Source organism: Rhodococcoides kroppenstedtii (assembly GCF_900111805.1).
Classification (GTDB): domain Bacteria; phylum Actinomycetota; class Actinomycetes; order Mycobacteriales; family Mycobacteriaceae; genus Rhodococcoides; species Rhodococcoides kroppenstedtii.
In genome coordinates this window covers 89717-101887 of sequence record NZ_FOJN01000005.1, presented here as the reverse complement: position 1 = coordinate 101887, position 12171 = coordinate 89717, and the positions used below count along the sequence as shown (strand labels likewise).

The window sequence follows — 12171 nt, the reverse complement described above, 5'->3', positions numbered from 1 at the left end:
CGCGTGCGTCTCGTCTTCGCCGGAACTCCCGAACCCGCTCTGCCCGCTCTGCGACGTCTGCTCGCTTCGCCCCGACACGAGGTGGTGGGCGTACTCACCCGCCCCGACACGGTTGCCGGACGGGGTCGCCGGGTGGTGCGCTCGCCCGTCGCACAGTTGGCGGACGAGCACGCGATCCCGGTGCTCCAGCCGCACCGACCGGGCGACGCCGACGCCCTGCGCACGCTGGCCGAGTGGGAGCCGGACTGCTGTCCCGTCGTCGCCTACGGGGCGCTCCTGCGTCCGCCGCTGCTCGAGCTGCCCCGCCACGGCTGGGTCAACCTGCACTTCTCGCTGCTCCCGGCGTGGCGGGGCGCCGCTCCGGTCCAGGCCGCCCTCGCCGCGGGAGACGAGGTGACCGGTGCCACGACGTTCCGCATCGAGGAGGGGCTGGACACGGGGCCGGTGTTCGGAGTGGTCACCGAGACCGTGCGCGCCGACGACACCGCGGGCGATCTGCTCGGCCGCCTGGCCGAGAGCGGCGCCGGGCTGCTGGAGGCGACGATGGACGGTCTCGAGGACGGCGCACTGACCGCGGTGCCGCAGTCGACCGACGGCGTCTCGGTGGCCCCGAAGGTCACCGTGGACGCCGCGCGGGTCGACTTCACCCGTCCCGCGGTCGCCGTGGACCGCCACGTGCGCAGTGTCACACCGGCACCCGGGGCGTGGGCCGAGCTCCACGATCAGCGCCTCAAGCTGGGCCCCGTGACCGTCACGGAGGAATCGTTGCCTCCCGGCGTCGTCGAGGTGCGCAAGCGGGCCGTGCTGGTGGGAACCGCCACCGCCGCGGTGGAGTTGAGCTGGGTACAGGCTCAGGGGAAGAAGCAGATGGCGGCGACCGACTGGGCACGAGGAGCGCGGGACGTGGACGGGGCGGTGATCCGATGAGCGAGAATCAGGGTCGCTCCGGCAAGCGTCGCCCGTCCAGGACCCGTGCCGGCAACCCGGCGCGGAGCAACACCCGACCCCGCCAGGCGAACCGCCCGAACCCCGCGGAGGCCGGACTCGACCCCGCGCGCGTCGCGGCACGCGACGTCCTGCGCGCGGTCCGGGAGCGGGACGCCTACGCCAACCTCGTCCTGCCCGCCCTGCTCCGCGAGCGGCGTCTCGGTGAGCGGGACGCGGCGCTGGCCACCGAACTCGCCTACGGCGCCTCGCGCGCTCGCGGACTGCTGGACGCCGTGATCGCGCACGCGGCATCACGCTCGGTCGAGGAGATCGACGGGCCGCTGCTCGACGTCCTCCGCCTCGGGGCCTACCAGCTCCTGCGCACCCGCATCGCCCAGCACGCCGCGGTGGCGACGTCCGTGGACATGGTGCGCGCCGAGGCCGGCCCCGGGAAGTCCGGCTTCGTCAACGCCGTGCTGCGGCGCGTGTCCGAACGCACCGAGGCCGACTGGGTCGCGGAGTTGGCCCCGCCGGCCGACCGCGACCCCGTGGGGAACGCGGCCTTCCGTCATGCGCACCCGACGTGGATCGCGCAGGCCTTCCACGACGCTCTCGGCGCGGACGCCGGCGAACTCGACGAACTGCTCGCGGCGGACGACGCGCGCCCGGCCGTCCACCTGGTCGCACGGCCGGGGGAGATCTCGGCGGACGAGCTGGCCCTGGTCACCGGTGGCGAGGTCGGTCCGTGGTCGCCCTACGCCGTGCACCTGGACGGCGGGGATCCCGGCCGCCTCGACGCGGTACGCGAGGGACTGGCCGGCGTGCAGGACGAGGGCAGTCAGCTCGTCGCCCGAGCGCTCGTCGAGGCGCCCCTCGAGGGTGACGACGGCGGCCGCTGGCTGGACCTGTGCGCGGGGCCCGGCGGCAAGGCCGCACTGCTGGGCGCACTGGCGGCCGTGGACGGTGTGACCGTCGACGCGGTGGAGCCGTCCGAGCATCGCGCCGATCTGGTGCGGTCGTCGACGCGCGACCTGCCGGTCACGGTGCACACCGTCGACGGTCGGTCCAGCGGTCTCGAGCCGGGCTACGACCGCATCCTCGTCGACGCGCCGTGTACCGGGCTCGGAGCACTGCGTCGCCGCCCCGAGGCGCGCTGGCGTCGTCGGCCGGAGGACGTCGCGGGCCTGGTCGCTCTGCAACGCGAGCTGCTCGCCGCAGCCGTCGCGCTCGTCCGCCCGGGCGGGGTCGTGGTCTACGCGACCTGCTCGCCGCACCTGTCCGAGACGATCGGCGTGGTCGGTGACGCGGTGCGACGCCATGGGTTGATCGGTCTCGACACCGGGGTGACGGTGCCGGGTGTGCCGCGATCGACGCGGCCGACGCCGGGGCGCGACGGATCGGCCGGAACCCACGTTCAGCTGTGGCCGCACCGGCACGGCACCGACGCCATGTTCTTCGCGGCCCTGCGACGTCCCGGCGGTGCGCAATGACCACGCGCGGTGCGGTGGCCGTACTCGCCGGGCTGGCACTGCTGGGCGCCGGGTGCGCGGCCGGAACGACGTCGACCGCCCCGGTCGCCGCTCCCGATCCGGTGCCGGCGTCCGTCGCCGTCGCCGAGAACGCCGCGACGGCCTCACCGGAGCGGGTGGCCGTCCTCGGCGACTCCTTCTCGTCGGGCTCCGGCAACGACGTGGTCTGGCCGGAGGTGCTCGCCGACGAACACGGCTTCGACCTGATCAACGTCAGTCTCGGCGGTGCCGGCTACGTGGCGGGTGACGACGAGTGGGGAACGTTCGGCGACGAGGTCGACGACGCCGTGGCCGCGGATCCCGACGTCGTGCTGGTGGTCGGCAGCGAGAACGACGTGGACGAGGACCCGACCGAGGTGTACGAGGCCGCTCTGACGCTGTTCGCCCGGCTGCACGCCGGAGCTCCGGCGGCCGAGGTCGTGGCCGTCGGCCCCATCTGGAGCGGCGACGTCCCGGTCCCGGCGGAACTGCGCGACGTCGATTCCGCGGTGGAGGCCGCGGCGCTCGCCTCGAACGTGGACTATGTCGACACCCTCGACGCGGGATGGCTCGCCGACCCGGCGATCATCCAGGACGACGGGGATCACCCCACCGACGCCGGCCAGTTCCTGCTCGCCGACGCCATCGACGATGCCGTGGACGTCGTGGAACCGGGGCTGCTGGGGTGACGGGGACCCGGTTAGGCTCCATGCCCGTGGCTCCTACCGATACGTCCCCGACCCCGCGGCACCCGATGATCGCGCCGTCGATTCTCTCGGCCGACTTCGCTCGACTGGCCGACGAGGCCGCCGCCGTCGCGGGAAGCGACTGGCTGCACGTCGACGTCATGGACGCCCACTTCGTTCCCAACCTCACGCTCGGACTGCCCGTGGTGTCCAGCCTGCTGAAGGCGACGGACATCCCGCTCGACTGCCACCTGATGATCGAGGACCCCGCACGGTGGGCGCCGCCGTACGCCGAGGCGGGCGCCTACAACGTCACCTTCCACGCCGAGGCCGCCGACGATCCGTCCGGGGTGGCCCGCGACATCCGGGCCGCCGGGGCCAAGGCCGGTCTGTCGATCAAGCCGAACACCCCGATCGAGCCGTACCTCGAGATTTTGCGCGACTTCGACACGCTGCTGGTGATGAGCGTCGAGCCGGGATTCGGCGGCCAGAGCTTCATGCCCGAGGTCCTGGACAAGGCCCGCACGGTGCGCCGACTGGTCGACGCCGGTGAGTTGCGTCTGGTGGTCGAGATCGACGGCGGCATCAACGACGACACGATCGCGCAGGCCGCCGAGGCCGGCATCGACTGCTTCGTCGCCGGGTCCGCCGTCTACAACACCGACGATCCGGGGCGCGCGGTGGCGGCTCTGCGCGCCGCCGCGGCGTCGGCGTCACCCCACCTCACCGCCTGATGGTTCCGCTGCCGTCGGCGGTCGTCGACGAGGCGATGCGGATCGCCGTCGCCGTCAGCGAGTCGGCGCGCGGAATCAGCACGCCGAATCCGCCCGTGGGCGCGGTGATCCTGGACGCCGAACACCGCGTCGTGGGCACCGGGGCCACGGCGGCCCCGGGCGGACCGCACGCGGAGGTGGTCGCCCTGCGCGAGGCCGGTGTCGCCGCGGCCGGCGGCACGGCCGTGGTGACCCTCGAGCCCTGCGACCACACCGGCCGCACCGGCCCGTGCACCGAGGCGTTGCTCGCCGCGGGTGTGGCGCGCGTCGTCCACGCCCTCGCCGATCCGACGCCCGCCGCGTCCGGCGGTGGCGAGACGCTCACCCGTGCAGGCGTCGCCGTGGAGTCCGGGCGCCTCGCCGACGAGGTCGCTCGCGGTCCGTTGCGGGCCTGGCTGCACCGGCAGCGCACCGGTCGACCGCACGTCACGCTGAAGCTCGCCTCGACCCTCGACGGGCGGATCGCCGCACCGGACGGCACCAGCCGGTGGATCACCGGTCCCGCCGCGCGCGCGGACGTGCACGCCGAACGCGCCCGGCTCGATGCGATCGTCGTGGGAACCGGCACGGTCCTGGCCGACGATCCCGCACTCACCGCGCGGGGCGACGACGGCACGCTCGCGGCGCGGCAGCCGCTGCGGGTGGTGGTCGGCCGTCGGGACCTGCCCACCGGTCTGCGCGTTCTCGACGACTCGGCGCCCACCAGGGTCGTGCGCGACCACGATCCGCACGTCGTCCTGGCCGCGCTGGACGACGTGAACGACGTCCTGGTGGAAGGCGGCGCCACACTGGCCGCGGCCTTCCTCGACGCCGACCTGGTGGACCGACTCGTCGTGTATCTCGCGCCGACGGTGCTCGGCGCAGGCCGCAGCGCCGTGGAGTCCACGGTGGTGGGAACACTCGCCGACGCCCGGCGGTTCCGACGGGAGTCCGTCACCGCGCTCGGCGAGGATCTCCGCCTCGACCTCGTCCCCGCCGCAGCCCCCTCCCACCCCGCCGCAGCCCGAACCCAGCAGGAGCAGACATGTTCACCGGAATAGTCGAAGAACTCGGCACGGTCACCGCGAAGGAAGACCTGGCGGACGCCGCCCGGTTCACCGTCGAGGGCGCCGTGGTCACCTCGGACGCCTCGCACGGGGACTCGATCGCGGTCAACGGCGTGTGCCTGACCGTCGTCGAGGTCCGCGAGGGGGCGTTCACCGCGGACGTGATGCAGGAGACCCTGTCGCGCTCGTCGCTCGGGTCGCTCCGAGTCGGCAGCCGGGTCAACCTCGAGCGCGCGGCGTCGCTCGGCTCCCGTCTCGGGGGACACCTCGTGCAGGGCCACGTGGACGGCACGGGCACGGTGATCTCGCGCACGCCGTCGGAGAACTGGACGGTGGTGCGCGTCGCCCTGCCGCGCGAGGTCGCCCGGTACGTCGTGCACAAGGGATCGATCACCGTCGACGGAGTGTCGTTGACCGTGTCGGCGCTCGATGGAACCGGCGACGACCAGTGGTTCGAGGTCTCCCTGATCCCGACCACGCTCGGCCTCACGACCCTGGGTACCGCCGAGCCGGGAACCACCGTCAACCTCGAGGTCGACGTGATCGCCAAGTACGTCGAGCGGCTGCAGAACGCCGACTGAACTCCGACCGATCGCCGGGCCGACGGTGCCCGGACCGTAGTCTGATAGGACCGACCCCGCCCGCACCGCCGCGGGCGGCCTGACGTGGGGAGCGCGACGCGTGACCAGGTTCGACACCATCGAGCGAGCAATCGCGGACATCGCGGCCGGCAAGGCCGTCGTCGTCGTGGACGACGAGGACCGCGAGAACGAGGGCGATCTCATCTTCGCCGCGGAGAAGGCCACCCCGGAACTGGTGGCGTTCATGGTGCGCTACACCTCGGGTTACCTCTGTGTTCCGCTGTCCGGTGAGGACTGCGACCGCCTCGGTCTGCCGCCGATGTACGCGACCAACCAGGACAAGCACGGCACCGCGTACACCGTCACGGTCGACGCCCGCGAGGGCATCGGGACCGGCATCTCCGCATCGGACCGCGCCGCGACGATGCGTCTGCTGGCCGATCCCACCACCGGTGCGCACGACTTCACCCGGCCCGGTCACGTCGTCCCGCTGCGGGCGAAGGAGGGCGGCGTCCTGCGCCGCCCCGGCCACACGGAGGCGGCGGTCGACCTGGCCCGAATGGCCGATCTGCGGCCGGCCGGCGTCATCTGCGAGATCGTCAGCCAGAAGGACGAGGGCGCGATGGCGCAGACGGACGAGCTGCGGGTCTTCGCCGACGACCACGACCTCGCCCTGATCTCCATCGCCGACCTCATCGCGTGGCGACGCAAGCACGAGAAGCACGTGGTCCGCGTCGCCGAGGCCCGCATTCCCACCCGCCACGGCGAGTTCCGCGCCGTCGGCTACCAGAGCGTGTACGAGGACGTCGAGCACGTCGCGCTGGTGCGCGGTGATATCGCCGGGCCCGACGGCGACGGCAGCGACGTGCTCGTCCGGGTGCACTCGGAGTGCCTGACCGGCGACGTGTTCGGATCGCTGCGCTGCGATTGCGGCCCCCAGCTCGACGCCGCTCTCGACATGGTGGCGACCGAGGGTCGCGGTGTCGTGCTGTACATGCGCGGCCACGAGGGCCGAGGCATCGGACTGCTGCACAAGTTGCAGGCCTACCAGTTGCAGGACGCCGGCTCGGACACCGTCGACGCCAATCTCGCCCTGGGTCTGCCCGCCGACGCCCGCGACTACGGCATCGGCGCACAGATCCTCGTCGACCTCGGCATCTCGTCGATGCGCCTGCTGACCAACAACCCGGCCAAGCGGGTCGGGCTCGACGGGTACGGGCTGCAGATCACCGAGCGCGTGCCGATGCCGCTGCGCGCCAACGCCGAGAACCTGACGTACCTCCGCACCAAGCGCGACCGGATGGGGCACGACCTGATCGGGCTCGACGCCTTCGACACCCCCACCATCACTCCCGACGCAGGAGGTCTCTAGACATGAGCGGCGCCGGCGAACCCGTCCTGCAGCTGTCCGGGGCCGAGCGGTTGCGCGTCGCCGTCGTGGCCGGCCAGTGGCACGAGAAGGTCAGCACCGCCCTGATCGAGGGGGCCATGCGCAAGGCCGAGGAGGTCGGTCTGACCGACGTCACGCTGGTGCGCGTCGCCGGTGCGATCGAGATCCCCGTGGTGGCACAGCAACTGGCCCGCACGCACGACGCGGTCGTGGCTCTCGGTGTCGTGATCCGCGGCGGCACCCCGCATTTCGAGTACGTCTGCGACGCCGTGACCGCCGGACTCACCCGCGTCTCGCTCGACGAGTCGACGCCCGTGACCAACGGCGTCCTCACCGTGAACGACGAGCAGCAGGCGCTCGATCGCGCCGGCCTGCCCGGGTCCAAGGAGGACAAGGGCGCGCAGGCCGTCGCCGCGGCGGTGGACACCGCGCTGACCCTGGCCACCCTCCGAGGGGAACCCACATGAACGAGAAGGCCGAGACGATGCGGACGACGAGTGCCGAGGGCTGGGAACTCGAGGCGCGTCCCCGCAAGAGCGCCCGCTACGCCGTCGCCGTCGCCGCCCTGCTCGTGGCCGTCCACACCGTGCTCGGCATCCTGCTGCGCACCGGCAACACGGGTGTCTACTTCCAGCGCGTCGACCAACTCGCCATTATCGCCATCGGCTGTGGCATGGGCGCCGGCGTGCTGTTGCTCACCCGACCCCGCATCCGCGTCGGGGCGCAGGGTGTCCTCGTGCGCAACCTGCTGTCGGAGAAGCTCGTGCCCTGGGACCTCGTGCAGGGACTGTCCTTCTCGCCGGGAGCGAGCTGGGCACGCATCGAACTGCCCGACGACGAGTACGTCCCCGTCATGGCCATCCAGGCCAACGATCGCGAGTACGCCGTCCACGCCGCCCGCACCTTCCGCGCCCTCGAGGCGAAGTACACCGACCCGGCCCGTTAACCGCCGGCCACGGTTCCTTCCCGACGCGGATCCGCGCCGCCGGACCAACCGGTCTCCGTCCGAACGAGTGCGCTCGACCCGCTCGTCTGGTCGGCGAGCGACACCTGGTGCCCGCGCTCGCGCAATCCCTGCACCAGAGGGTCGTTCGCTCCGTCGTTCGCGGTGTCGACCGCCGGATGCTCGCCGCCGACGTTGGTGGTCGGGGAGTTGGACGCGCCCACGTTGACCATCGACACGGCCTGCTGCGGATCGAGGCCCCAGTCGAGCATCGCGACCAGGTTCTTCACGACGTACTGGATGATCGCGGACCCGCCCGGTGACCCCGTGACCAGGCGGACATCGCCTCGCCCGCCCGCGTCGTCCCGGTCGAAGACCACGGTCGGCGCCATCGAGCTCCGGGGCCGTTTGCCCGGCTCGACGCGGTTGGCGACGGGCCCGTCCGGGCCGTCGGGAGCGGCGGAGAAGTCCGTCAGCTGGTTGTTCAGCAGGAACCCCTCCGTCATGTGGAACGAGCCGAACGCCGATTCCACCGTCGTCGTCATCGACGCCACGTCCCCGTCGCGATCGGCGACGACGATGTGGGACGTGCCCGACTCGGGACCCCGGTAGCTGCTCATCGGTACCGGCCCGAAATCGCCGGCGACGGCGGTGCCCATGCTGCGACCAGGATCGATGGTCGCCGCCCGCGAGCGCAGGTAGTCCGGGTCGAGCAGGGCGTCCGGCGATCCGCCGGGCAGCGGGATGTAGTCGGGGTCGGCCACGTACTTGTCCCGGTCCGCGTAGGCGAGCCGCTCGGCCTCGGCGATCAGGTGGGCCGCCCGCGGATCGGGCACGCCGCCGTCGGTCTCGGTGTGCTGGGGCGGGTACCGGTCCAGGTCGAACGCGGACAGGATGCCGAGGGTCTGCGCGACGGCGATTCCGCCGGACGACGGACCCGGCATGCCGCAGACCACCGCGTCCCGGTAGTCGCCGCAGACGGGATCACGGTCGATCACGCGGTAGGACGCAAGATCGTCCAGCGTGAGGCGCCCCGCGGTGCGTCCGGCGGTGGTGTCGGCCACGGCGTCGACGATCGACTGCGCGATCGACCCCGTGTAGAACGCGTCGGCGCCATCGGTGGCGATCGCACCGAGAGTCTTGGCCATCGCGGGGTTGGTCAGCACGGTGCCCGCCGACTTCGGCGACCCGTCCGGCTCGAGGAAGTAGGCGGCCGACGGCGGATCGAGCGCGAGCTGCGGCGCGGACCCGGCGATCGACGACGCCATGCGCTCGCCGATCGGGAAGCCGTCGTCGGCCAGCCGCACCGCCGGGTCGAACAGCTCGCGCCAGTCGGTGCGTCCGTGATCGGCGTGGACGCGCTCGAGCAGGCGCACCGCACCCGGAACCCCGACGGCCCGCCCGCTGGACCGGGCGTCGGGCACCGGTGCGCCGAGGTTCGCCGGGCGGTCGGTCGGGGGGACGTCGTCGACGTACCGGAGGTAGTCGCCGGTCGCAGAGGCCGGCGCCGTCTCGCGTCCGTCGTAGGCCTGCAACTCTCCGGTCTCGCCGTCGAGGTACATCAGGAACGCACCGCCGCCGATCCCCGAGCTCTGCGGCTCGACGAGGCCGAGGACCGTCTGGGCGGTCACGAGAGCGTCGGCGGCGGTGCCGCCGTCGCGCAGCACTGCACACGCGGCCTCGGTGGCGAGGGGATTGGCGGTGGCCACCGAGTACTCGGGCGTGGTCACCGCGACCATCCCGCTCCGGTAGCCGGTGCCGATCTCCGGCGCGCCGTCCGCTCCGGTGCTCGGCGCGCCGGTGACGGGTGTGCCTCCGCCGGCGGCGGCGCAGGCTTCCGGGGCCGTACCCGAGGCCGAGGACGAGTCGTCGGAGGACGATCCGGACGTGCAGCCGGCCGCGACGAGGGATGCGGCGATCATCACCGCGACGGCGCGTCGGACGGGGCGGCGGGTGGGCCGATCGGCGGGCGTCATCGGTCCATCACACCCTGCCCGCGCGTTCCCCGAGGCACTTCGGCGAACTCGTTCGGTGCGCGAACCACCGCCCGGCGCCGCGGCGGACGTGTCGCACCCGGCGACTAACCTGGAGACCGTGCCCGACCCCGCTACATACCGCCCGGCCACCGGGACCATCCCGGTCGAGCCCGGCGTCTACAAGTTCCGCGACCCGCACGGACGAGTGATCTACGTCGGCAAGGCCAAGAGCCTGCGCAGCCGTCTCAATTCCTATTTCGCCGACATCGCGGGTCTGCATCCGCGCACCCGCCAGATGGTCACGACGGCGGCGTCCGTCGAGTGGACGGTGGTCACCACCGAGGTCGAGGCGCTGCAGCTCGAGTACAACTGGATCAAGGAGTTCGACCCCCGCTTCAACGTCCGGTACCGCGACGACAAGAGCTATCCCATGCTCGCGGTCACCATGAACGAGGAGTACCCGCGGCTGTTCGTCTACCGCGGGCCGCGCCGCAAGGGCGTGCGGTACTTCGGCCCGTACGCCCACGCCTGGGCCATCCGCGAGACCCTCGACCTGCTGCTCCGCGTCTTCCCGGCTCGCACCTGCTCGGCCGGGGTGTTCAAGCGCCACGGTCAGATCGGCCGCCCCTGTCTGCTCGGCTACATCGACAAGTGCTCGGCGCCGTGCATCGATCGCGTGTCCGCCGCGGAGCACCGTCGCACCGTCGAGGACTTCTGCGACTTCCTGTCGGGCAAGACGGACAAGCTGGTGCGCGAGCTCGAGAACCGCATGCAGGCCGCGTCCGAGGACCTGGACTTCGAGGCCGCCGCCCGCCTGCGGGACGACATCGGCGCCCTCAAGCGCGCCCTGGAGAAGCAGGCCGTGGTGCTCGGCGACGGGACGGACGCCGATCTCGTCGCCTTCGCCGGCGACGATCTCGAGGCCGCGGTGCAGGTGTTCCACGTCCGCGGCGGCCGGGTTCGCGGACAACGCGGCTGGGTCGTGGAGAAGGCCGGCGAAGTCGTCGAGAGCGGCCTCGGGTCGGACTCGGGCTCGACCACCGACCCCGGCGGCGCCGCCGCGATCGATGCCGGCGGCGACGCCGCGATCGACCCCGGCGGCGACGCCGCACTGGTCTCGCAGTTCCTCACCCAGTTCTACGGCGAGCAGGCCGCGTTGTCGGCCACCACCGACGAGGGTGCGGCCACCGCCGTGCCGCGGGAGGTCCTGGTGCCGGTGCTCCCGCCGGACGCGGAGGAGATCACCGCCTGGCTCTCGGAGCTGCGCGGATCCTCGGTCAAGCTGCGGGTGCCGCAGCGCGGCGACAAGAAGGCACTGGCGGAGACGGTGGCGCGCAACGCCAAGGAGGCGCTGCAGCAGCACAAGATGAAGCGGGCCGGCGATTTCACGTCGCGCTCGGCCGCACTGCAGGGGATTCAGGAGGCCCTCGACCTCGACACCGCCCCGCTGCGGATCGAGTGCATCGACATCTCGCACGTCCAGGGCACCGACGTGGTCGCCTCGCTGGTCGTCTTCGAGGACGGTCTGCCCCGCAAGAGCGACTACCGCCACTACGCCATCAAGGAGGCCGCGGGCGACGGGCGCTCCGACGACGTCGCCAGCATCGCCGAGGTCACCCGCCGGCGGTTCCTCCGGCACGGCAAGGACTCCGGCGGCGATCTCGCTCCCGAGGCCGCCCTGGACCCGCAGACGGGTCGGCCGCGTCGGTTCGCCTACCCGCCCAACCTGTTCGTCGTCGACGGCGGTGCTCCCCAGGTGGCCGCGGCCGCCGCGGTGCTCGACGACCTCGGGGTCACCGACGTCGCCGTCGTCGGGCTGGCCAAGCGGCTGGAGGAGGTCTGGGTGCCGGGCGAGGCCGATCCGGTGATCCTCCCGCGAACCAGCGAATCGCTGTTCCTGCTCCAGCGCGTCCGCGACGAGGCCCACCGGTTCGCCATCACCTTCCACCGCAGCAAGCGCAGCAAGCGGATGACCGCGTCGGCCCTGGATTCCGTCCGCGGACTGGGCGAGGCGCGGCGGAACGCGCTGGTGTCGCACTTCGGATCGGTGGCCAAGCTCAAGCAGGCGCAGGTGTCCGAGATCATCGAGGTGCCCGGCATCGGGGAGACCACGGCGCGTGCCGTGCTCGACGCCCTCGGGGTGGGCGCGGTACCCGACTCGCCCGAATCGTCCGATCCCGTGGACCCCGGCGTCGCGGTCGCACCGGACGAGCCGGTGCGCGATGATGGGGCCGACGACGAGGCCGGAGTCGACCGTTCCGCAGCGGAGCCGGCGAGCGCGGTCTCGGGAAGAGGATCGGTCGGCGAGTGACATCACCACGGACGGACAGTGATACCGGTG

11 protein-coding genes are annotated in these 12171 nt (G+C 72.6%); 10 read left to right on the top strand and 1 reads right to left on the bottom strand.

The features are described 5' to 3' along the window. The first annotated feature begins 3 nt into the window (after nt 1-3). The 9 genes from fmt (at nt 4) to BMZ18_RS07585 (ending at nt 7857) form a co-directional block, all read left to right on the top strand. Complete coding sequence (gene fmt / locus BMZ18_RS07625; protein ID WP_068362058.1) at nt 4-927, top strand: methionyl-tRNA formyltransferase; 924 nt, start codon at nt 4-6, stop codon at nt 925-927. Then, nucleotides 924-2417 (top strand): RsmB/NOP family class I SAM-dependent RNA methyltransferase, encoded by a 1494-nt coding sequence (locus tag BMZ18_RS07620; RefSeq protein ID WP_068362055.1) that lies wholly within the window; start codon nt 924-926, stop codon nt 2415-2417. Before fmt ends, BMZ18_RS07620 begins: the two co-directional genes overlap by 4 nt. Further along, complete coding sequence (locus tag BMZ18_RS07615) at nt 2414-3124, top strand: SGNH/GDSL hydrolase family protein (protein ID WP_068362051.1); 711 nt, start codon at nt 2414-2416, stop codon at nt 3122-3124. The genes BMZ18_RS07620 and BMZ18_RS07615 overlap by 4 nt, the downstream gene beginning before the upstream one ends. Nucleotides 3125-3189: 65 nt before the next feature. After that, entirely contained in the window at nt 3190-3855 is a 666-nt protein-coding gene (gene rpe / locus BMZ18_RS07610; RefSeq protein ID WP_068101071.1) for a ribulose-phosphate 3-epimerase, read from the top strand. Continuing rightward, nucleotides 3855-4934, top strand: a complete 1080-nt coding sequence (ribD, locus tag BMZ18_RS07605) for a bifunctional diaminohydroxyphosphoribosylaminopyrimidine deaminase/5-amino-6-(5-phosphoribosylamino)uracil reductase RibD (RefSeq protein ID WP_074922068.1) — start codon at nt 3855-3857, stop codon at nt 4932-4934. Before rpe ends, ribD begins: the two co-directional genes overlap by 1 nt. Then, nucleotides 4919-5521 carry a riboflavin synthase gene (locus tag BMZ18_RS07600; RefSeq protein ID WP_068101078.1) on the top strand — a complete coding sequence of 201 codons (603 nt, stop codon included), beginning with the start codon at nt 4919-4921 and terminating at the stop codon, nt 5519-5521. The genes ribD and BMZ18_RS07600 overlap by 16 nt, the downstream gene beginning before the upstream one ends. Nucleotides 5522-5621: 100 nt before the next feature. Then, nucleotides 5622-6893 carry a bifunctional 3,4-dihydroxy-2-butanone-4-phosphate synthase/GTP cyclohydrolase II gene (locus BMZ18_RS07595; RefSeq protein WP_068101081.1) on the top strand — a complete coding sequence of 424 codons (1272 nt, stop codon included), beginning with the start codon at nt 5622-5624 and terminating at the stop codon, nt 6891-6893. 2 nt (nt 6894-6895) lie between these two features. Then, nucleotides 6896-7378, top strand: a complete 483-nt coding sequence (ribH, locus tag BMZ18_RS07590) for a 6,7-dimethyl-8-ribityllumazine synthase (protein WP_068101089.1) — start codon at nt 6896-6898, stop codon at nt 7376-7378. After that, a complete protein-coding gene (locus tag BMZ18_RS07585; protein ID WP_244516455.1) occupies nt 7375-7857 on the top strand; it encodes a PH domain-containing protein in 483 nt (160 codons plus the stop codon). Before ribH ends, BMZ18_RS07585 begins: the two co-directional genes overlap by 4 nt. Here BMZ18_RS07585 and ggt read toward each other — a convergent pair. Beyond that, a complete protein-coding gene (gene ggt / locus BMZ18_RS07580) occupies nt 7854-9830 on the bottom strand; it encodes a gamma-glutamyltransferase (RefSeq protein WP_068363227.1) in 1977 nt (658 codons plus the stop codon). The genes BMZ18_RS07585 and ggt overlap by 4 nt on opposite strands. A gap of 118 nt (nt 9831-9948) precedes the next feature. Here ggt and uvrC point away from each other — a divergent pair, with 118 nt between their 5' ends. Beyond that, the gene (gene uvrC, locus BMZ18_RS07575) at nt 9949-12141 is read left to right on the top strand and encodes an excinuclease ABC subunit UvrC (RefSeq protein WP_068363296.1); all 2193 of its coding nucleotides are present in this window, start codon (nt 9949-9951) and stop codon (nt 12139-12141) included. Nucleotides 12142-12171: the final 30 nt, after the last annotated feature.